Source organism: Streptomyces achromogenes subsp. achromogenes (assembly GCF_000720835.1).
In the GTDB taxonomy this organism is placed as follows: domain Bacteria; phylum Actinomycetota; class Actinomycetes; order Streptomycetales; family Streptomycetaceae; genus Streptomyces; species Streptomyces achromogenes.
In genome coordinates this window covers 166,870-188,793 of sequence record NZ_JODT01000011.1, presented here as the reverse complement: position 1 = coordinate 188,793, position 21,924 = coordinate 166,870, and the positions used below count along the sequence as shown (strand labels likewise).

At 72.9% G+C, this 21,924-nt stretch carries 16 protein-coding genes; all 16 read right to left on the bottom strand.

What is annotated here, in order from left to right; all coding sequences use genetic code 11:
• Positions 1-105 (bottom strand): sugar phosphate nucleotidyltransferase (locus tag IH25_RS40640; protein ID WP_245172789.1); only part of this gene is annotated, 105 nt, incomplete at its 3' end.
• A 157-nt stretch (positions 106-262) separates the two neighbouring features.
• Positions 263-4,876 (bottom strand): Rne/Rng family ribonuclease, encoded by a 4,614-nt coding sequence (locus tag IH25_RS0113635; RefSeq protein ID WP_030608237.1) that lies wholly within the window; start codon positions 4,874-4,876, stop codon positions 263-265.
• A 259-nt stretch (positions 4,877-5,135) separates the two neighbouring features.
• Positions 5,136-5,909, bottom strand: coding sequence for a TIGR03936 family radical SAM-associated protein (locus IH25_RS0113630; protein WP_030608234.1), 774 nt, complete (start codon positions 5,907-5,909; stop codon positions 5,136-5,138).
• A gap of 48 nt (positions 5,910-5,957) precedes the next feature.
• Complete coding sequence (locus IH25_RS0113625) at positions 5,958-7,070, bottom strand: hypothetical protein (protein ID WP_030608231.1); 1,113 nt, start codon at positions 7,068-7,070, stop codon at positions 5,958-5,960.
• 85 nt (positions 7,071-7,155) lie between these two features.
• The gene (locus IH25_RS0113620) at positions 7,156-8,487 is read right to left on the bottom strand and encodes a vanadium-dependent haloperoxidase (RefSeq protein WP_245172785.1); all 1,332 of its coding nucleotides are present in this window, start codon (positions 8,485-8,487) and stop codon (positions 7,156-7,158) included.
• A gap of 7 nt (positions 8,488-8,494) precedes the next feature.
• Positions 8,495-8,818, bottom strand: a complete 324-nt coding sequence (locus tag IH25_RS0113615; RefSeq protein WP_030608228.1) for a hypothetical protein — start codon at positions 8,816-8,818, stop codon at positions 8,495-8,497.
• A gap of 174 nt (positions 8,819-8,992) precedes the next feature.
• On the bottom strand, positions 8,993-10,954 hold the full coding sequence (locus IH25_RS0113610) for a TIGR03960 family B12-binding radical SAM protein (RefSeq protein WP_030608226.1): 1,962 nt from the start codon (positions 10,952-10,954) through the stop codon (positions 8,993-8,995).
• 96 nt (positions 10,955-11,050) lie between these two features.
• Complete coding sequence (locus IH25_RS0113605) at positions 11,051-12,550, bottom strand: CYTH and CHAD domain-containing protein (protein ID WP_030608224.1); 1,500 nt, start codon at positions 12,548-12,550, stop codon at positions 11,051-11,053.
• Positions 12,551-12,611: 61 nt separating this feature from the next.
• Entirely contained in the window at positions 12,612-13,808 is a 1,197-nt protein-coding gene (rodA, locus tag IH25_RS0113600) for a rod shape-determining protein RodA (protein ID WP_030608222.1), read from the bottom strand.
• The gene (mrdA, locus tag IH25_RS0113595) at positions 13,805-16,060 is read right to left on the bottom strand and encodes a penicillin-binding protein 2 (RefSeq protein WP_030608220.1); all 2,256 of its coding nucleotides are present in this window, start codon (positions 16,058-16,060) and stop codon (positions 13,805-13,807) included. The genes rodA and mrdA overlap by 4 nt, the downstream gene beginning before the upstream one ends.
• Positions 16,061-16,248: 188 nt before the next feature.
• The gene (gene mreD / locus IH25_RS0113590) at positions 16,249-16,926 is read right to left on the bottom strand and encodes a rod shape-determining protein MreD (protein ID WP_030608218.1); all 678 of its coding nucleotides are present in this window, start codon (positions 16,924-16,926) and stop codon (positions 16,249-16,251) included.
• A 12-nt stretch (positions 16,927-16,938) separates the two neighbouring features.
• Positions 16,939-17,913, bottom strand: a complete 975-nt coding sequence (gene mreC / locus IH25_RS0113585; RefSeq protein WP_051753915.1) for a rod shape-determining protein MreC — start codon at positions 17,911-17,913, stop codon at positions 16,939-16,941.
• 168 nt (positions 17,914-18,081) lie between these two features.
• Entirely contained in the window at positions 18,082-19,101 is a 1,020-nt protein-coding gene (locus IH25_RS0113580) for a rod shape-determining protein (protein ID WP_030608214.1), read from the bottom strand.
• 286 nt (positions 19,102-19,387) lie between these two features.
• On the bottom strand, positions 19,388-19,801 hold the full coding sequence (ndk, locus tag IH25_RS0113575) for a nucleoside-diphosphate kinase (protein ID WP_030608212.1): 414 nt from the start codon (positions 19,799-19,801) through the stop codon (positions 19,388-19,390).
• A gap of 65 nt (positions 19,802-19,866) precedes the next feature.
• A complete protein-coding gene (locus tag IH25_RS0113570; RefSeq protein WP_030608209.1) occupies positions 19,867-20,229 on the bottom strand; it encodes a DUF4233 domain-containing protein in 363 nt (120 codons plus the stop codon).
• An 8-nt stretch (positions 20,230-20,237) separates the two neighbouring features.
• Entirely contained in the window at positions 20,238-21,749 is a 1,512-nt protein-coding gene (gene folC / locus IH25_RS0113565) for a bifunctional tetrahydrofolate synthase/dihydrofolate synthase (RefSeq protein WP_030608207.1), read from the bottom strand.
• Positions 21,750-21,924 lie beyond the last annotated feature (175 nt).

Below are 21,924 nucleotides of genomic sequence, written 5' to 3'. Positions count from 1 at the left end.
GCCCTCCACACCCTCGGGCCCCACCGGCACCAGCGCCTTGGGCAGCGTGTCGGTGTAGGGGCGCAGACGCCGTCCGGCGCCGGCCGCCAGCACAAGGCCTATCATCGCGGTTTCTCTCCTTTGGTTCATGTGTGGACCGTCCGCCCCGGTCGGCTCGGGCGCCGTGCCCGGGAGCCGGACGGTCGCACGCCGGCCGGGACCGGCGGGAAAAACGGGTGTGGCCCTGTCCGGGGACAGGACCACACCCTGTACGGCGGCGCGATCAGTCGTCGGCGGCCGGGGCCGACGGCACGGACTTCGCCGTCGACTTCGCGGCGGCCGTCTTGGCGGTCTTCGTCGCCTTCTTGGCCGTCGTCTTCTTCGCGGCCGTCTTCTTGGCCGCGGTCTTCTTGGTGGTGGCCTTCTTCGCCGCCGCCTTCTTCGCCGGTGCCTTCTTGGCCGCCGCCTTGCGGGCGGTCTTCTTGGCCGGAGCGGCCGCCTCGGCCTCCTCGGCTGCCTCGGTCACCGGGGCCTCGGCCACGGGGGCCTGCGCCTCCGGGGCCTCGGGCGCCGGGGCTTCCGCCGCCGGGGCCGTCTCGGACGCCGGCGACGGGACGACCACCACGGCCGCCTCCTCGGGCGCGGTCGGCGCGGTGGCCTTGCGCACCGCACGGCGGCGCGGGCGGGCCGGCGCCGGGGCGCTCTCGGTCACCGGCTGCTCGGCGACCTGCTCGGCCTCCGCCGGCTTCCCGGTCTCGGCCGGGGCCTCGGTGACCGCGGCGGGCTGCTCCACCGGGGCCGCGGGCGCGATCTCGGGCACCGTCACCACGGCCGCCTCGGCGCCCGCGGGGGAACCGGCCGGGGCCGACACCTTCCGGGTCGCCCGACGGCGCGTACGGCCCTTGGGCGCGGCCTCCTCGGCCGCCGGGGCCTCGGCCTGCGGCGCCGGGACAACCTGGTCCTCGACGGCCACCGGCTCGGCCAGCGCCTCCGCGGCGGGCTCCGGCCGCACCGGGCGCGCCGCCGCCTCCTCGGCGGTGACGTCCTGGGCGGTCGGCACCTCGGGCTCCGTGACGGCCTCGGCCTCGGCCTTCTCCGCCTTGCGGCCGGCCTTCTCCGCCCGCTCCGCCTTCGGCGCGCCGGCCGGAGCCGACGCCCGGCGGCTCGCCCGGCGGCGGCTACGGCCACGGGTGGCCGCCGCCTCCGCCTCGGCGACGCTGCTGTACAGCTCCTCGTCCGGCGCGAAGTCGGGCGCGGGCAGGGCGACCGGCTCGGCGGCCTCGGCGGCCACCTCGGCGGCGGTCTCCACCTCGGGCGTGACGGCCGTACCGGCCTCCACGGCCACGGCGGCGGTCTCGTGCACGTGCTCGTGCACCGGCTCGGCCGCCTCGGCGCCCCGGCCGCGCTTCTTGCGCTTGCCGCCGCCACCGTTGGCGGTGGCCTGGTCCAGATGGACGATGACCCCGCGGCCGTTGCAGTGGACGCAGGTCTCGGAGAAGGACTCCAGCAGGCCCTGGCCGACCCGCTTGCGGGTCATCTGCACCAGGCCCAGCGAGGTGACCTCGGCCACCTGGTGCTTCGTACGGTCCCGGCCCAGGCACTCCAGCAGACGGCGCAGCACCAGGTCGCGGTTGGACTCCAGGACCATGTCGATGAAGTCGATCACGATGATGCCGCCGAGGTCGCGCAGCCGCAGCTGGCGCACGATCTCCTCGGCCGCCTCCAGGTTGTTCCTGGTGACCGTCTCCTCCAGGTTGCCGCCCTGGCCGGTGAACTTGCCGGTGTTGACGTCGATGACGACCATCGCCTCGGTCCGGTCGATCACCAGCGAACCGCCGCTGGGCAGCCAGACCTTGCGGTCGAGCGCCTTGGCGAGCTGCTCGTCGATCCGGTAGGTGGCGAAGACGTCGACCTCGCTCGTCCACCTCGACAGCCGGCCGGCCAGGTCCGGGGCGACGTGCGAGACGTAGCCGTGGATGGTCTGCCAGGCGTCGTCGCCGCTGACGATGACCTTGGAGAAGTCCTCGTTGAAGATGTCGCGCACGACCCGGACGGTCATGTCCGGCTCGCCGTACAGCAGCGTCGGGGCGTTGCCGCTCTTGGCCTTCTTCTGGATCTCCTCCCACTGCGCCTGGAGCCGCTCGACGTCACGGCGCAGCTCGTCCTCGCTCGCGCCCTCGGCGGCGGTGCGCACGATGACGCCCGCGTCCTCGGGGACGATCTTCTTGAGGATGGTCTTCAGCCGGGCCCGCTCGGTGTCGGGCAGCTTGCGGCTGATGCCGGTCATCGAGCCCTCGGGCACGTACACCAGGTAGCGGCCCGGCAGGGAGACCTGGCTGGTCAGACGGGCACCCTTGTGGCCGATCGGGTCCTTGGTGACCTGCACCAGGACGGACTGGCCGGACTTCAGGGCGGACTCGATGCGGCGCGGACCGCCCGACATGCCGAGCGCCTCGAAGTTGACCTCGCCGGCGTACAGGACGGCGTTGCGGCCCTTGCCGATGTCGATGAAGGCGGCCTCCATCGACGGCAGCACGTTCTGGACCTTGCCCAGGTAGACGTTGCCGACGTACGAGGTCGACTGCTCCTTGTTGACGTAGTGCTCGACGAGCACGCCGTCCTCCAGGACGCCGATCTGCGTACGGTCGCCGTGCTGGCGGACCACCATCACGCGCTCGACGGCCTCGCGGCGGGCCAGGAACTCGGCCTCGGTGATGATCGGGACGCGGCGGCGCCCCTGCTCACGGCCTTCCCGGCGGCGCTGCTTCTTGGCCTCCAGCCGGGTCGAGCCCTTGATGGACTGGACCTCGTCGGACGGCTCGCTGGGCTTGCGCGGCTCGCGGACCTTGACGACGGTGCGCTCGGGGTCGTCGGCGGACGGCTCGGCGTCGACGGTGGTGTCCCCGGCGCGGCGCCGGCGGCGACGGCGCCGACGGCTGCTGGAGCTGGACCCGGCGCTGTCGTCGGCGCGGCCCTCCTCGGCGTCCTCTTCCTCCTGCTCGGCGGTGTCCTCGGCGTCCTGCGCGGCCTGCTCGGCGGCCAGTTCCTCGGCGTCGGCGTCCACGCCCTCGCCGGACTCGCCGTCGGCGGCGTCACCGCGCCGGCGGCGGCGTCCGCCCCGGCGGCGACGGCGGCGCGAGCCGGACTCCTCGTAGCCCTCGGCGCCCTCGGTGTCGTCGCCCTCCTCGCCGTCGGCGAGGTCCTCGGCGGACTCGGGGGCCTCCTCGGCCTCCTCCGGCTCCTCCTCGGCGGCGGTCTCGACGGGCCGGGTCTCCTCGGCGGCGGCGCGGCGGCGCCGGCGCCGGCGGGTACCGGTCTCGGCGCGCTCCTCCGCGTACTCCTGGGGCTCCTCGGGCTCCTCCGTCCCGGCGGCCTCGGCCGCGGCCTCGGCGGCGGCCCGCTCCGGGGTCTGGAACCGGGGCTCGGTGAACACCGGCGCCTGGAACACGGCGACGGCGGGACGGGCGGGACGGCGCTTGCCCTTCGCCGCGGCGGGCGCGGCGGACTCCGTGGGCTCGGCGGGCTCGGCGGCCTTGGCCTCGGTGGGCTGCGCGGGCTCGGCGAACCCGGACGCGGCGCGTACGACCCGGCGCCGGGCGCGGCGCGGAGCGGCGGCCTCGGCGGCCGGCGCGGGGATCTGCGGGGCCTGCGCGGCGGTGGCCGGCTCGGTGGTGTGCGTGGTCACGGGGGCCTCCGGCTCCGCGGGGGTGGCCGGAGTCCGCTCCTCGGCCCGGTTGGCGGCGGGGGCCTCGGCGGCCTCCTCGCCGGCGGGCGCGGAGACCCGGCGGGTGGCCCGGCGCCGGGTACGGCGCGGGGCGGCCTCCTCCACGGGCGCCTCGGCAGCCTCCTCGGCGGGCGTCTCGGCGGGCGTCTGGAGCACCGGCTCCGCCTCGGCGGCGGGCGTCTCCTCGGCGGCCTTGGGCGCACCGGCGGGCGCCGACGCACGGCGCGTGGCCCGACGACGCGGACGCGCGGGCTCGGCGCTCTCCTCGGCGGCGGCCGGCTCCTGCGGAGCGGCAGCGGCGGGCTCGGTCACCTCGGGGGCGGCGGGCTCCGCCTCGGCGGCCTTCGGCGCACCGGCGGGCGCCGACGCACGGCGCGTGGCCCGACGACGCGGACGCGCGGGCTCGGCGCTCTCCTCGGCGGCCGGCTCCTGCGCCGCCTCCGGCGTGGCCGGGGCGACGGTCTCGGCGGCCGGGGCGGACGGCTCGGGGGTCTCGGCGGGCGCCGACGCCCCGGCGGGGGCCGACACGCGGCGCGTGGCCCGGCGGCGCGGACGCGCGGGAGCGGCCTCGGCGGGCGCCTCCCGCACGGCCTCCTCGGCGGACGTCTCGACAGCCGGAGCGGTCTCGGCGGGCGTCTCCACGGCCGGAGCGGTTCCGGCGGCGGTCGGCTCCGTGGCGGCGGTCGGCGCGGACACGCTGCGCGTGGCCCGGCGACGGGTGCGGCGCGGCGCGGCCTCCTCGCCGACGACGACCTCGCCGGCCTCGGCGACGGCGGGGGCCGTCTCGGCGGCGGCCGGGACGACGGTCTCCGCGGCCTCGGCGGGCGCCGACGCACCGGCGGGCGCCGACGCACGGCGCGTGGCCCGGCGGCGCGGACGCGCGGGAGCGGCCTCGGCGGGCGCCTCCCGCACGGCGGTCTCGGCGGCCTCTGCCGCCGCCTCGGTCACCTGCGCCTCTTCGGCAGCGGTGGCCTCGCCGTCCGCGACCACCTCGGCGACCTCGTCGGTCTCGGCGGCCGGTATGGCCGGCACGGTGACCTCGGCGGGCGCCTCGGCCGCCGCGGCGGGCGGGCCCGCCGGGCGGGAGGCGGCACGGCGGCGCCTGCGCGGCGGCAGGGTGTCGCTGGGGGTGTTCAGTTCGGAACCCTCTTGGGGTTCGTTCGGTCCGAGCATGCGGGCGAATCTCCCGTCAGGCTCCCGGGCGCCGCACCTGGTCCGGCGCCGGTCTGGGACCGTCCGCCGTTGACGTCCGCGGCCCGCGCGATGCGCGGTGGCCGCCGTCCGGGGCGCGGGCGCCGCACGGGAGCACTCTGTGTCCTGTCTCGCCGGTTCCGTACGCCTTGTCGGTACGGCCTGGCGAAAGTCTTCTGGTCGGTGCGCTGCCCGACCCAGGTGGCTCCCGAGTACGAGGGCGGCGCTACGACGTCCGTCCCTACGCGGGACCTTCCGGCATGGGCGCCGTCGCGGCGGCCGACTGGGCCGTCAGGGCCCCGGCAGCCTCGCGGTCGGGCGCGAGCGGGTCGGTCACCGTGCCGGTCTCTTCATCGAACAGCCCCTGCGCCAGCCTGGTCACCGCTGCGGGGACCGGCGGCGCCAGGTCGGCCACGGCGCGGAGACCGGACAGGACGTCGTCGGGTCGTACGGCAGGCGTCACGTGCCGAACAACCAGCCGCAGTATCGCACAGGGCCGGTCGCTCGGCCTATCAGCCGGAGCACCGTGCGTTTCCAGGCTCACCACCGCCGGGCGGGCGTCGAAGGTGCGGACGCCGTTCTTCGTCATCCGCTGCACCTCCACGGCGTCGGCCTTGGTGAAGGCCTCCACCGCGCGCTCGGCCTCGGCCGGCTCCACGCCGTCCAGCCGCAGCTCCCACACGGAGGCCGTCAGCCGGTCGGCGAGGCCGGAGGTCCGTGCCTCGACCGCCTCGACGATGTCGAGCCCGGCGGGCAGCGACTCGTCCAGGAGGACGCGCAGGGTCTCCGGGTCGCGCGGTGCGGTGAGCGCGATCTCCAGGTACTCCGCCTCACTGCCCGTGCCGGTGGGTGCGGCATTGGCGTACGACACCTTGGGGTGCGGCGTGAACCCGGCCGAGTACGCCATGGGCACCTCGGCGCGGCGCAGCGCCCGCTCGAAGGCGCGCTGGAAGTCTCGGTGGCTGGTGAACCTCAGGCGGCCGCGCTTGGTGTAGCGCAGACGAATGCGCTGCACCGCGGGTGCGGGCGGCGGGCCTTCGGGCTGTCGCTTGCCCAGTGTCGTTCAGTCCTTCGTGAGTGCGGTCGTACTCCTACCAAGAGTACGTGTGTCAGGGGCCACGGGTTCCCGCCGGTCCGGCGCGACCGGTTGCCGGGGGCCGCCGAACAGCATCCGGCGGACCTCGGCGCGGGCCTGCCGTACCGTGTCGCGGGCCGTGGTCACCGCTTCCCGGGTAACCCGTCCGACCGCGCGTACGCCCGCGGCGACGGGCTTCAGGACGGCGTGGCGTACGGCGTGCCCGACGGGGGTGAGGACGGTCCGGTACGCCCAGCGCACCGGTTCCACGAAGATCCACCGCAGGAGGGTGCCGAGGGCGCGCCCCACGGCCCGGGAGATCCGCCCGGCGATCCGCCAGGCGTGTCCGAGGGCGTCCCGCACCTCGCGGGCGACGAGCGCCAGGAACCGGCCGACGGGCGCCAGCACCCAGCGCCACAGCGCGAGCGCGGGCAGGACGAGCAGCACCCGGGCGGTCCAGTACAGGGCCAGGCCGATCCCGGTGACGAGGAGGCCCAGCAGCCAGGCGACTCCTCGCGCGCACCAGGCGACGGCCCGGCCGACGGGGGCGAGGACCCAGGTGTAGAGCCATCGCGCGGGAACGACGACCAGGTACCGCACCAGCCAGGCGACGACCGCGTACACGCCGAGTCCGAGGGCGGCCAGGACGGCGCCGGCGCCCTTCAGCAGCCAGGCCAGCGCGCGCCCGGCGGGGACCAGCACGCGCGCGTACACCCACGCGAGCCCGGCGCCGATCCCGCGCGCCAGCCGGGCGAGGGCGTGTCCGGCGGGAGTGAGGACGTACCGGTAGCACCACACGGCCGGTACGACGACGAGGACCCGGCCGAGCCAGGCGAGCGCCCTGCCGACGGGGGCCAGGAGGTACCGCCAAAGGGCCATGAAGGGCCAGACGAACAGGGCCCTGCCGGTCCACAGGAGGGCCCGTCCGAGTGGTGTGAGTACGGTGTCGCGCAGAAGCCGGCCGGTGACGACGAGCGCGTCCCACACCATGCGCACCGGCACGACCAGCACCAGGGCGACGATCCGCACGGGCAGGCGGACGGCGACGACGAGGCACCCTTCGGGCTGGTGGCGCGGGTCGGGCGGCTTCTGGAGATCCATGTCCGGAAAGACGCGCGGGCCGGCCGATCGGATCCCGATCTGTCATGTTCACCGCGACACAGTGCCGGGTCTTCCGGCTCGTGGTTCAGCCGGTGGTGCCGTGCCCGGCGACCGGCCGGAAGTAGTGGTCCAGTGCCCAGGCGGCCAGGCGGGTGCCGGCCCGGCGGCCGTCGACGTCCGCCGTGCGGGAGTGGACGCCGGCCCACACGCGGGCGTCGACGACATCCTGGTTGAAGTCGTCGGCCGTCCGGTAGTACCGCGTGGTGCCGGTGATCTCCGAGGGGACGTCGAGGTCGATGCGCGAGGTGCCGAGGACGCCGGTCAGGGCGCGGGTCACGGCGGCGGCGACGGTCGTGTGGCCGGCGATGTAGTCGGGGTGCGGCGGGGTGGGCAGCAGGGGTTCCCAGGCCGGGTCGGGCGTCGTCGCGGGGTTGCCGTCGGTGCCGGCGAGGCGGATGGCGGTGACCGGCCGCCAGAAGGCGTAGTGGAGCTTGGCGTCCCACGCGGTGACGACGGCGTCGGCCGCCGAGGCGTTCACGGCGGCGAACAGCCGGGCCGTCCGGGCGATGCCGAGCCGGTGCCGGGCGGCGTGGTCCCGTACGGCCGTCTGGACCTGCGCGACCAGGTTGCCGCCGAAGAAGAGGGCGGTCTCGGTCTGCCGCGCGGTCCTGCCCGAACCGGTCCGCGCGCCCATGACCTTCAGCTCCCGGATGTCCGCGGCATAGGCGGCCGAGGACAGGGCGGGCGGTCCGCCGGGACGGAACTGCCGCGGCGAGGTGAGCAGGAGGGGCCGGAGCCTGGCGAGCCAGGTGTCGATGAACGGCTGGAAGGCGGGCGGAGTGGGCCGCCAGACGCCCGGCGCCGGGGAAGCGGTGAACGGGACGTCCGCGAACCTGCCGTCCCCTTCCCGGAGTCCGACGACGCGGGCGGCGGCACGTTTGCCGTAGCGCACGCCCCGGTCCCTGGCCGGACCGGCCGGGAGAGCGGCGAGCGAGTCCGCGTAGGCGGTGTCGAGCCGCTCCCTGGAGGCGGGGAAGTACGTGAGCAGGACGTCGTGGGCCGCGGTGGCGGCGGCCGCCGCGGAGGAGGCCCCGGCCGGGCCGCGCTCACGCCACTTGTACAGGGTGTAGCCGCCTTCGATCCCCACCACGGCGTTGTACACGGCGACGGAGACGAACCCCTGCCAGACCGCCGCCTGCCCGGACGGACGGGGACCGAGGGCAGCCGTGACCGTGTCGGTGGCGATGGCGTTCCACTCCCGGACCACGGCCGCCGGGTCCGCGGGGACCCGTGGGCCGGTGTCGGGGGGACTCGTCGCGGCGGTGAGCGTCAGGAGGGCGACGGCCGCGACGGCGCACTGGGTGAGCAGGGCGACCCGCCGCGGCCGGACGGACCCGGAGCCTCCGATGATCCTCATGGCCCGCTCAGTCCAGGGCGCGGACTGAGCGGGGGCCTCCGACATGGGCCACTGCCCGGCCGGGAGCCAGATCGGTGACGCGAACCGCGCAATTCTGGTTGAGGTACACGCGCACCGTCTTGTTCGTCTCGTTCGCGATCAGGTCCGCCCGGACCTGGAGGTTGATGCAGACGTTGTCCGGGGGGTTGGAGATCTGGAACTCCTGCTGATTGACATCGAAGTACCGGATCGTTCCCGTGGCTGCCTGCGCGTTGGTGGCCAGGCCCGTGATCAGCACCGCTGCCGTACCTACCGCGAGGCCGATTCTGCGCAGGCGGGCGAGTTCCGACATGAGGGCTCCCTTCCTCGTGTTGGCCGTCGGCCATCCTTGCCGCGTGCCAAGAGAAGGGATTCCCCCGATCCGGCTCATTCCAGATCGGGGGGACACAAGGCCACTCCAAGGAGCGAACGAGCCGCGAACGCCGGCAGGGTCGGACCAGTCACCCGACCGGCCGTCTGGCCGGCCTCAGTGCGCGTGACCGCTCGCGGCCGGTGCCGGGCCGGCGTTCTTCACCGTCAGCGGCAGCAGCTTCTTGCCGGTCGGGCCGATCTGGATGTGAGTGTCCATCTGCGGGCAGACACCGCAGTCGAAGCACGGCGTCCAGCGGCAGTCCTCGACCTCGGTCTCGTCCAGGGCGTCCTGCCAGTCCTCCCAGAGCCAGTCCTTGTCCAGGCCGGAGTCGAGGTGGTCCCAGGGCAGGACCTCCTCGTAGGTGCGCTCCCGGGTGGTGTACCAGTCGACGTCCACGCCGAAGGGGGCGAGGGCCTTGTCCGCGCACGCCATCCAGCGGTCGTAGGAGAAGTGCTCGCGCCAGCCGTCGAACCGGCCGCCGTCGTCGTACACCGCGCGGATCACCGCGCCGATGCGGCGGTCACCGCGGGAGAGCAGGCCCTCCACGATGCCGGGCTTGCCGTCGTGGTAGCGGAAGCCGATCGAGCGGCCGTACTTCTTGTCGCCGCGGATCTTGTCGCGCAGCTTCGCCAGGCGCGCGTCCGTCTCCTCGGCCGACAGCTGCGGCGCCCACTGGAAGGGGGTGTGGGGCTTGGGCACGAAACCGCCGATGGAGACCGTGCAGCGGATGTCGTTGGAGCCGGAGACCTCGCGGCCCTTCTGGATCACGCGCGTGGCCATGTCGGCGATCTGGAGGACGTCGTCGTCGGTCTCCGTCGGCAGGCCGCACATGAAGTACAGCTTCACCTGGCGCCAGCCGTTGCCGTACGCCGTCGCGACCGTGCGGATCAGGTCCTCTTCCGAGACCATCTTGTTGATGACCTTGCGGATGCGCTCCGAGCCGCCCTCGGGGGCGAAGGTCAGACCGGACCGGCGGCCGTTGCGGGTCAGCTCGTTGGCCAGGTCGATGTTGAAGGCGTCCACGCGGGTGGAGGGCAGGGAGAGGCCGATCTTGTCGTCCTCGTACCGGTCCGCGAGGCCCTTGGCGACGTCACCGATCTCACTGTGGTCGGCCGAGGACAGGGACAGCAGGCCCACCTCCTCGAAACCGGTCGCCTTCAGGCCCTTGTCGACCATCTCGCCGATGCCCGTGATGGAACGCTCGCGCACCGGGCGGGTGATCATGCCGGCCTGGCAGAAGCGGCAGCCGCGGGTGCAGCCGCGGAAGATCTCCACGGACATCCGCTCGTGGACCGTCTCCGCCAGCGGCACCAGGGGCTGCTTCGGGTACGGCCACTCGTCCAGGTCCATCACCGTGTGCTTGGAGACCCGCCACGGCACGCCGGAGCGGTTGGGCACCACACGGGCGATCCGGCCGTCCGGCAGGTACTCCACGTCGTAGAACGCCGGGACGTACACCCCGCCCGTCCTCGCGAGGCGGAACAGCACCTCCTCGCGGCCGCCGGGACGGCCCTCGGCCTTCCACTCGCGGATGATCCGGGTCATGTCGAGGACGGCCTGCTCGCCGTCGCCGATCACGGCCGCGTCGATGAAGTCGGCGATCGGCTCCGGGTTGAAGGCCGCGTGACCGCCGGCCAGGACGATCGGGTCGTCCTCGGTGCGGTCCCGGGACTCCAGCGGGATGCCCGCCAGGTCCAGCGCGGTGAGCATGTTGGTGTAGCCCAGCTCCGTGGAGAAGCTGAGGCCGAACACGTCGAAGGCCTTCACCGGGCGGTGGCTGTCCACCGTGAACTGCGGGACGCCGTGCTCACGCATCAGCGCCTCCAGGTCCGGCCAGACGCTGTAGGTGCGCTCGGCGAGCACGCCCTGCTGCTCGTTGAGGACCTCGTAGAGGATCATGACGCCCTGGTTGGGCAGACCCACCTCGTACGCGTCCGGGTACATGAGCGCCCAGCGGACGTCGCACTCGTCCCACGGCTTGACCGTGGAGTTGAGCTCTCCGCCGACGTACTGGATCGGCTTCTGCACGTGCGGGAGCAGAGCTTCGAGCTGCGGGAAAACCGACTCGACAGGCATCTCGCGAACCTTCATGAGCTGACGGGGGGACCCCCGGCCGGAGGCTGGGGGGGGTGACCATCAAGCGTAACCCGACCGGCGGGCCGCCCCGCACGCTCAGCCGGACAGCCCGCCGGCGATCTTCCTCCACCGCTCGGCCAGCTCCGCCTCCAGCCGGGCGGCACGGCCCTCCTCCCTGCCGTACAGCAGCCCGTAGGTGAACGTGTTCTCCCCCGCCGCGTGGGCCACCGCGGCCAGCTCGCGCAGGGTGTGGCGGGCCATGACGCCGTCCTGGTGGTCGCCGAGCAGGGTGGTCAGGCCCTTCATGGCCTTGGTGAGGGTGCGGGCGGGGGCGCCCAGGGCGTCGGTGGCGGCCTCGGCCGCGTACCGGGTGCGCTTGGCCTTCTTGCGGGCCTCGTGCAGCGCGCGGTCGCGCTCCGGGCCCGCCGGCAGGGCGAGCGCGTGCTCGATCAGGGCCGTCAGCTTCCGCTCGTCCTTGCGTACGGCCTTGGCGAGCGCCTTCTTCGGCTTCCGTCCGGCGGCCGCGCGCAGCGGGGGGTCGGCGAGGAGGGCGTCCAGGGCGTCGAGCAGGGCCAGATGGCGGTGGGAGTCCAGGACGCCGGCCAGATGGGCATGGGTGCCGGGGCGGGCCTCGGCCCAGGCGGTGAGCCGTTCCGGGACGGGGCCGGTGACCAGGGCGGGCGGGAGCGCGTCGAGGGCGCTGGTCAGCCGGTCGGCCAGCACCTCGTGGTCGCGTTCGACGCCCAGCTCGCCCGCGAGCCACTTCAGCTCGGCGCCCACGGGGCCGGTGACGGCGCGGTCGAGGACGCCGGTGAAGGTGCGCAGGGTGGCGCGGGCGCGGCGGGTGGCGACCCGCATCCGGTGCACCGAGTCGGGGATGCCCCGGCGTACGGCGGGGTCGAGCGCGACCAGCGCGTCCCGCTGGGCCCGCAGGTAGGCGAGGACGTGGTCGCCGGCGGTCGCGGGGGCGGCGGGCCCGGCCGGCTTCCCGGGGCGGTCGGGCGCGGTCTCCGCCAGGGCGCGGGCCAGTTTCGACGCGGCGGCGGACGGCCGCACCCCGGCCGCGCGCAGCCGTTTGTCCAGCCGGTCGAGCAGGGCCGGGTCGCCGCCGTCGGCCAGTTCCACCTCGATCTCGGTCCACCGGGCGGTGCCGCCCGGGCCGGTCAGCCGCTCGGCGGTCACGGTGTCGAGGCTCGCCTCGGCCAGCAGGGCGCCTTGGGCGTCGACCAGGTGCCGCACGTCCCGCACCGAGCGCAGCCGGACCAGCGGCACCAGCGCGCGGTGGCGCACCCGGGAGCGGACGAGCGCGGCGATCTCCTCGGGGACGGTGTCGCCGAGCGGGGCCCGGATCTCGTCGCGGACCCCGGGGGCGACGGGGAACTTCAGGTGCCAGCCGGCGTCCGAGCCGCCGGTGCGCCGGCGCAGGGTGAGCGCGTCCTCGGCCAGGCGTTCGTCGGCGGTGTCGTAGTAGGTGGCGTCCAGCTCGACCACGCCCCGGTCGAGGACGGCGGCCACCGGACCGACGCCGGTCAGGTCGGGCAGCCCGCTGCCGTCGGCTTCGTACTTGCGCTCGATCTCGCGTTTCGTGTCCGCCATGCACCGAAATCTAGTGGCGGCGGCGCCGTCGCGGCAGGGGGCGCCGCCGCCACCGGGAGGCCTACGCCGACATCGGGCGCTGCACCTTGATCGACTGGAGCAGTCCGATGGCCACCCACACGGCGAACATGGACGAGCCGCCGTACGACACGAAGGGCAGGGGCAGACCGGTGACCGGCATGATGCCGAGGGTCATGCCGATGTTCTCGAAGGACTGGAAGGCGAACCAGGCGACGATCCCGGCGGCCACGATCGTCCCGTACAGCTCGGTCGAGTCGCGCGCTATCCGGCAGGCGCGCCACAGCAGCAGCCCCAGCAGGAAGATGATGAGACCGGCGCCGACGAAGCCCAGCTCCTCCCCCGCGACCGTGAACACGAAGTCCGTCTGCTGCTCGGGCACGAACTGGCCGGTGGTCTGCGAGCCGTGGAAGAGCCCGGCTCCCGTGAGACCGCCGGAACCGATGGCGATGCGGGCCTGGTTGGTGTTGTAGCCGACGCCCGAGGGGTCCAGGTCCGGGTTGGCGAAGGCCGCGAACCGGTTGATCTGGTACTCGTCCAGGATGTGCAGCTGCCAGATCGCCACACAGCCGATCACTCCGGCGGCGAGCAGGCCGAACACCCAGCGGTTGGAGGAACCGGAGGCGAGCAGCACGCCCAGGATGATCGCCACCATGGCCAGCACCGAGCCGAGGTCGGGCATCAGCAGCAGGATCATGATCGGTACGGCGGCCAGGCACAGCGACTGGAACACCGTCCGGTGGTCGGGGAACGGCTTGTCGCCCGCGTCCACCCGTGCCGCCAGCAGCATGGCCATGCCCAGGATGATCGAGATCTTGAGGAACTCGGCCGGCTGGAGCGAGAAGCCGCCGATGACCAGCCAGTTGCGCTGGCCGTTGATCGTCGCCCCGAGCGGGGTGAGGACGACCAGGGCGAGCAGCACCGACAGGCCGTAGAGGACCGGCACGGCGTTGCGCAGGGCGCGGTGGCCGAGCCAGACCGTGGCGATCATCAGGGCGATGCCGATGCCCAGGTTCATCAGGTGCCGCAGCAGGAAGAAGTACGGGTCGCCCTGGTTCAGCTCGGTGCGGTTGCGGGTCGCCGAGTAGACCAGCAGGGAGCCCAGCAGGGACAGCGCGGTGGCCGCCAGCAGGATCGGCCAGTCCAGCCGGCGGGTGAGCGAGTCGCGGGCGAAGAGCCTGGTCCAGCCGGGCCGTTCGGGGCCGTAGCGGGAGACGGAGAAGCTGTTCGTGCCGGTCATGCGGACCTCCTCCGGCTTCCCCGGGCCCGGTGCCCGCGGCGCCTGCGGGTGTCGCGGTTGCCGGTCGTGGGCGACGGCGTGGTACCCGCGGGCAGCTGGTCGTCGCCGTTGGTCGGGTTGTCCTTCTGGGCGGTCTCGGTGTCCTTCGCCGGGTCGCCGGTGATCTTCGGGGCGGCGATGGTGCCGTCCGTGCGGACCTTGGGCAGGCCCTTCTGCGGCTCGGGCAGCAGCGCCTTCCTGTCGTCGATGGAGCCGTCGCCCCGGACGCCGTAGAGCGCGCTGTAGATGTTGCGCACAGCCTCACCGGAGGCACCGGAACCCGTACCGGCCTGGGCGATCGTCATGATCACCGTGTAGTCCTCGGAGTAGGTGGCCAGCCAGGACGTGGTCTGCTTGCCGTAGACCTCCGCCGTACCGGTCTTGCCGTGCAGCGGGATCTTGTCCTGGGGCCAGCCGCCGAACTTCCAGGCCGCCGTACCGCGGGTCATGACGCCCGCGAAGGCGTCGTCCATGCCCTTGAGGGTGGCCTGGCTGACCGGGAGCTTCCCGCGCTTCTTCGGCTTGATCTCCCGCACGGTCTTGCCGTCGGGGCTGATGACCGCCTTGCCGATGGTCGGCTGGTACATCGTGCCGCCGTTGGCGACGGCGCCGTAGATCACGGCCTCCTGGATCGGCGTGACCAGTGTGTCGCCCTGGCCGATGGAGTAGTTGATCGAGTCGCCCTCGCGCATCTTGTTGCCTTCGAGGCAGTTCTCGTAGGCGATCTTCTCGACGTACGAGCCGTCCTTCTTGCCGGTCCTGCACCAGGCGTCCTTGTTGGCCTCCCAGTACGCCTGCTTCCAGCGGCGGTCGGGGACGCGGCCGGTGACCTCGTTGGGCAGGTCGACGCCGGTCCCCTTGCCGAGGCCGAACTGGTGGGCGGCCTTGTAGAAGTAGTCCTTCGGGCGGCCCTTGGGGTTGCTGCCGCCGTCCTTCTTCCACTCCTTGTCCGCCAGGTAGTAGAAGACGGTGTCGCAGGAGACCTCCAGGGCGCGGCCCAGCGAGATGGGGCCGAAGTTCTCGCCCTCGAAGTTCTTGAAGACCTGGCTGCCCACCGAGTAGGAACTGGTGCACGGGTAGCGCCCGTCGAAGGGGTAGCCGGCCTCGACGGCGGCGGCCGTGGAGATCACCTTGAACGTCGAACCGGGCGCGGCCTGACCCTGTATGGCCCGGTTCAGCAGCGGGTAGTCGGAGTCCTTGCCGGTGAGCGCCTGGTAGTCCTTGGCGGAGATGCCGCCGACCCAGACGTTCGGGTCGTAGGTCGGCGCGGAGGCCATCGCGACGATCCGGCCGGTCTTGGCCTCCATGACCACCACGGCACCGGAGTCGGCCTTGTAGTTGGTGCCGGTGATCTTGTCGTACTGCTGGCGGGCGGCCTTCATCGCCTTGTCCAGCTCGTACTCCGCGACCCGCTGGACGCGGGAGTCGATGCTGGTCACCAGGTTCGCACCGGGCTCGGCCGCTTCCGACTCGGCCTTGCCGATGACCCGGCCGAGGTTGTCGACCTCGTAGCGGGTGACGCCGGCCTTGCCGCGCAGCACCTTGTCGTACGTCCGCTCCAGGCCGGAGCGGCCGACCATGTCGGAGCGCAGGTACGGCGAGTCGGTGTCCTTGGCCTTCTGGATCTCCTCGTCGGTGACGGGCGAGAGATAGCCCAGCACCTGCGCGGTGTTGGACTTGCCGGGGCTCGGGTAGCGGCGCACGGCCTCGGGTTCGGCGGTGATGCCGGGGAAGTCCTCGGAGCGCTCGCGGATCTGCAGGGCCTGCTTGGGCGTGGCCTCGTCGGTGATCGGGATCGGCTGGTACGGCGAGCCGTTCCAGCAGGGCCGGGAGGTCTTGGCGTCGCACAGCCGGACCTTCTGCATGACCTCCGTCGGGCTCATGCCGAGGACCCCGGCCAGCTTGGTCAAAACGGCCTTGCCGCCGTCCTTCTGCCTGGTCAGGTCGGTACGGGAGGCGGAGACCACCAGCCGCGTCTCGTTGTCCGCGAGGGGCACGCCGCGGGCGTCCAGGATGTCCCCGCGCACGGCGGGCTGGACCACCTGCTGGACGTGGTTGCCGGACGCCTCCTTCTGGTACTCCGCGCCCTCGCGGATCTGGAGGTACCACAGCCGGCCGCCGAGCGTGCCGAGGAGGGAGAGGACGAGGATCTGGATCACGACGAGCCGGATCTGGACCCGCGGGGTCCGGCCGGTCTCGGGAATGTTGGTCACTGCTGCTGTCTCCCCCTCTCAGTGCGCGGACGTCCGCGCGCGGACGTCGGTGCGTGCCATGGCCGTACGAGGCGCCCGGGTGCGAACCCGCCACCCCCGTACGCATGATGAACGAACCGCCTGTGAACTCGCGTTCCAGGACAGGCGACCCGTTCGAGTGAACCTGCCCGGTGCGAACCCGTCGCCGCTCACAGCCGCTTGACCCCCTTGATGCGGCCGACCCGGGCGGAACGGGTACGGGCCTTGGCCTTCAGCGCGCCGAGGCCGCCGCGCCGGTCGCCGACGCGCAGGCCGGTGCCGGAGGACAGCCAGCCGGAGGAGATGTCACCGGCCTTGGTGGCGGGGCCGGACTCGGTGAGCGGGTCGTTGTCGGCGCGGCGGGCCAGCCACATCACCCCGGGCACCACGAACGGCGCGAGCAGCAGGTCGTACAGGGCGGCCGAGAACAGCAGCCCGGGCAGGCCGACATGGCGGGCCGCGGTGTCGCCGACCAGGGCGCCCACCCCGGCGTAGAGCAGGGTGGAGCCGACGGCGGCGGCGACCACGACGGCCATCGGCCCGGTCGCCGACTTCAGCCGGCCGTTCTCCGGCCGGATCAGACCGGAGAAGTAGCCGGTGACGCACAGCACGAGGGCGTAGCGGCCGGCCGCGTGGTCGGCGGGCGGGGCCAGGTCGGCGAGCAGACCGGCGCCGAACCCGACGAGGGCGCCGCCCACATGGCCGTACACCATCGCCAGGCCCAGGACGGTGAGCAGCAGCAGGTCGGGCACCGCGCCCGGCAGATGCAGCCGGGCCAGGACGCTCACCTGGATCACCAGGGCCACCACGACCAGCGCGCTGGAGAGCAGGATCCGGTTCACACGCATGGAATTCGGCTCCTACTGCTGCTCGTCGCTGGCGGTGTCGGTGTCGGTGTTGGCGTCGCCGTCCGGGACGGGGGCGCCGGCCGACGGGGTCACCGTGACGGTGACGGTCGGCGTCGGCACCGGCTTCGGCTTGGCCGGGAGCACGGTGTCCCGCGGGTCCTTCTTGGGGCCCTGCACGACCACGCCGACGATGTCGAGCTTGGTGAAGCCGACGTACGGGGTGACGTACAGGGTGCGGGTGAGGCCGCCGCCGGAGGGGTCGACGCGGGAGACCACGCCCACGGGGACGCCGGGCACGAACGGCTTGTCGGCCTGCGAGCCGAAGGTGACGAGCCGGTCGCCCTTCTTCACCTCCGCCTTGCCGTTGAGCAGTTCCACGCGCAGCGGGCGGTCCCCCTGGCCGGAGGCGAAGCCGAGTTCGTCGTTGCCCTCTATGCGGGTGCCGACGGTGAAGTCCGGGTCGTTGGCGAGCAGCACGGTGGAGGTGCCGGGGCCGACGGTGGTGACCCGGCCGACCAGGCCGTCCCCGTTGAGGACGGTCATGTCCCGCTTGATGCCGTCGTCGGCGCCCGCGTCGATGGTGATGGTCCAGGAGAAGCCCTGTGCCGACCCTATGGCGATGACCTGGGCGCCCTTGATGGCGTACTGCCCCTCGCCGGCGATCTTCATCAGCTTGTCGAGCTGCTTGAGGCGGCTGCGGTTGCGGTCGTCGCTGCCGAGCTTGGCCTTCAGGGCCGCGTTCTCCTTCTCCAGCGTGGCGAGCCGGTCGTGCCGGGTGCCCGAGTCGCGGACGGCGGAGACGGCGTCGCCGACCGGGTCGACCACACCGGACAACCCGTCCTCGACCGGGCCGAACACGGCCGCGGCGGCGTGCCGGGCACCGTCGACCGGGGAGTTCCGTCCTCCGCGGATGTCCACCGTGATCAGCGCGAACGCGATGGCGACCAGCAGGACCAGGAGCAGCCGGCTCTCTTTCGTGTCCCTCACGTGCGGCGGCCGTGCCCTTCCTCAAGTAGGAATTCGGCGGGCCCCTGGGAAAACGCGAATGGCGCCGCGCAAACCGAAGAGACCCAATAGGGGGGAGCGTATGCCTCTATATCAACGATCCGCCGCACGAGAGGAGAACGTCTCGTACGGCGGAATGGAGGAGCGGCGTCATCTGCGCGGCTGGGCGTCCAGAACCTGCTGGAGCGCCTCGAACTCCTCGACGCACTTGCCGGAGCCGAGCGCGACGCTGTCCAGCGGGTCCTCGGCGATGTGGATCGGCATGCCGGTCTCCCGCCGCAGCCGCTCGTCCAGCCCGCGCAGCAGCGCTCCGCCGCCGGTCAGAACGATTCCCCGGTCCATGATGTCGCCGGACAGCTCCGGCGGGCACTTGTCGAGGGTGGTCTTCACCGCGTCCACGATCGCGTTGACCGGCTCCTCGATGGCCTTGCGGACCTCGGCCGCCGAGATGACGACCGTCTTCGGCAGCCCGGACACCAGGTCGCGGCCGCGGACCTCGGTGTGCTCGTCGGTCTCCAGCTCGTACGCCGAACCGATGGTGATCTTGATCTGCTCGGCGGTGCGCTCGCCCAGCAGCAGGCTGTACTCCTTCTTGATGTACTGGATGATCGCGTTGTCCAGCTCGTCCCCGGCGACGCGGATGGACTGGGCGGTGACGATCCCGCCGAGCGAGATCACCGCGACCTCCGTGGTGCCGCCGCCGATGTCCACCACCATGTTGCCCGTGGCCTCGTGCACCGGCAGACCGGAGCCGATGGCGGCGGCCATGGGCTCCTCGATGATGTGCACCTGGCGGGCGCCGGCCTGGGAGGACGCCTCGATGACCGCGCGGCGCTCGACTCCCGTGATGCCCGAGGGCACGCAGACCACGACCCGCGGCCGGGCCAGGTACCGCCGCTTGTGGATCTTCAGGATGAAGTAGCGGAGCATCCGCTCGGTGATCTCGAAGTCGGCGATCACACCGTCCTTCAGCGGACGCACGGCCACGATGTTGCCCGGCGTCCGGCCGATCATCTTCTTGGCTTCCGAACCGACCGCCAGGATTCCACCCGTGTTGGTGTTGATCGCCACGACGGACGGCTCGTTCAGGACGATTCCGCGACCCCTGACGTACACCAGCGTGTTGGCGGTCCCGAGGTCGACAGCCATGTCACGGCCGATGAACGACATTGAGTTCCCCATCCGGATTCATCTGGCCTTCCTGCGCTTTTGAGGGCATGTCAGGGAGGCGAGGCGGGTGCTGTGACGTGAAGGCTTCCATCGTAAACGCGCCGCCACGAACACTGCGCGAGGGTCTCCGCCATTGTCACCAGATGGCGTGCCGCCTCGCTTGTGGAGACGGGCGTTCGGGGGCGCGCGTTCCCTCAAATGCGCGGACCCTGTGGCGAAGCCCGGACGAGGGGTGCGAGAAAGGCCCGGGACCGCGCCCGGACCTTCTCCGCCGCCGCCAGGGGCCTTACGCGCGACCGGGGAAGAAGATCTTCACCTCGCGCTCGGCGGACTCCTCCGAGTCCGAGGCGTGGATCAGGTTCTCGCGGACGATCACACCGAAGTCACCGCGGATCGAGCCGGGCGCGGCGGCGATCGGGTCGGTCGGGCCGGCCAGCCGGCGCACGCCCTCGATCACCCGCTCGCCCTCCACGATCAGCGCGACGACCGGCCCGGAGGACATGAACTCCACCAGCGGCTCGTAGAACGGCTTGCCCACGTGCTCGGCGTAGTGCTGCTCCAGCGTGGCGCGGTCCAGGGTGCGCAGCTCCAGCGCGGTGATCTGCCAGCCGGCCTTGCGCTCGATACGGCCGATGATCTCACCGGTCAGCCCACGACGGACGGCGTCGGGCTTGAGGAGGACAAGGGTGCGCTGGCTCACGAGGGGCTCCTTACACGGCTTACGGGTGCGGTGGCACGAGGTTACAGGGCGTGCCGGGGCGTCCGTCACGCAGCGTCAGCCGGGGAGGAGGACGGCTGCGACCCGGCCGCGAAGCGGGCCTTCGCCTCGTCCACCTTTCTCCCGAAGTGCACCGATGCCCACCACAGCGCCGCGAAAATGGCGCCCATGAAGTACATGGTCGGCACGAAGACGCCGGAGGCGATCAGGGCGATCTGCAGGGCCCAGCCGAGGGCCACCCCGCCGGGGCGGGTCACCATGCCGCACAGCAGCACACACAGCAGCATGGCGATACCGCTGACCAGCCACACCGTCGACGTGGCCAGGTCGGGGTCCTTCATGGCGACCAGCCCGGCGAAGCCGATGATGAAGAACTCGCCGATCAGGGTCGACGCACACAGCGTACGCATCTCGTCTCTCAGCCCTTCCCGAGCAGCAGCCGGGCCTCGCCGACCGTGATGACGGAACCGGTGACCAGGACACCGCCGCCCGCGAACTCGCCCTCCTCCTCGGCCAGCGTGATCGCGGCCTCCAGGGCGTCCGGCAGCCGCGGCTCGACCTGCACCCGCTCGTCGCCGAACACCTCGACGGCGATCGCGGCCAGCTCGTCCACGTCCATGGCGCGGTGGCTGGAGTTCTGGGTGACGACGACCTCGGCGAAGATCGGCTCGAAGGCCTCCAGCAGCCCCCGCACGTTCTTGTCCCCGCTCGCGCCCACGACGCCGATCAGCCGGCTGAAGTCGAACGCCTCCCGCACCGCCTCCGCGGTGGCCTCGGCGCCCGCCGGGTTGTGCGCCGCGTCCAGCACGACCGTCGGGGAGCGCCGGACGACCTCCAGGCGGCCCGGGGAGGAGACGGCCGCGAACGCCTTGCGCACGGTGTCGATGTCCAGCGGCTCCGCGCGCTGGGCGCCGACGCCGAAGAACGCCTCCACGGCGGCGAGCGCGACGGCCGCGTTGTGCGCCTGGTGGGCGCCGTGCAGCGGGAGGTAGACCTCCGGGTACTCGCCGCCGAGGCCGCGCAGGGTCAGCAGCTGCCCGCCGACGGCGACCTGCCGGGCGGTGACGCCGAACTCCAGCCCCTCGCGGGCGACCGTGGCGTCCACCTCGACGGCCTTCTTCAGCAGCACCTGCGCCGCGTCCACCGGCTGCTGGGCCAGGATGACGGTCGCGTCCTGCTTGATGATGCCGCTCTTCTCGCCGGCGATCTCCGCGGTGGTCCCGCCGAGCCGGTCGGTGTGGTCCAGACCGATGGGGGTCACGACGGCCACGTCACCGTCGATGACGTTGGTGGCGTCCCAGGAGCCGCCCATGCCGACCTCGACGACGGCCACGTCCACGGGCGCGTCGGCGAAGGCGGCGTACGCCATGCCGGTGAGGACCTCGAAGAAGGAGAGCCGGAACTCCTGCTGTCCGTCCACCATCTCGACGTACGGCTTGATGTCCTGGTACGTCTCGATGAACCGCTCGGCGGAGATCGGGGCGCCGTCCAGGCTGATCCGCTCGGTGATCGACTGCACGTGCGGGCTGGTGTACCGCCCGGTGCGCAGTTCGAAGGCGCCGAGCAGGGCCTCGATCATGCGGGCGGTGGAGGTCTTGCCGTTGGTGCCGGTGATGTGGATCGAGGGGTACGAGCGCTGGGGCTCGCCGAGGACGTCCATCAGCGCGGAGATCCTGCTGACCGAGGGCTCCAGCTTGGTCTCGCCCCAGCGGGTGGCCAGCTCGGCCTCGACCTCGCGCAGCGCCTTGTCGACCTCGGGGTCCTCCGGGCGCGCGGGTACGTCGGCCTGCGGCGGGCCGCCCTGGGTGCGCAGGGTGCGGCTGCCGGCCTCGATCACCGCGAGGTCGGGGTCGCGGGTGGTCTCGGCTTCGATGATCTCCTCGAAGCTGTCGAGGGGGTCGGGCTGGTCGGTACCGTTCGGGTCGCTCACGGGGCCCAGTCTACGGAGACCGGCTGACAAAGGGTGCGGTGGCTTGGCGCGCCTGTGGAAAGGGGTGGCGGGGGGTGTCGCGCGGGTGCGGGCTCCGGTCGCTCCTCGCGCGGTTCCCCGCGCCCCTGGCGGGGCACGCGAAAGCCCCCGGCGCTCACCGGCACCGGGGGCTTTC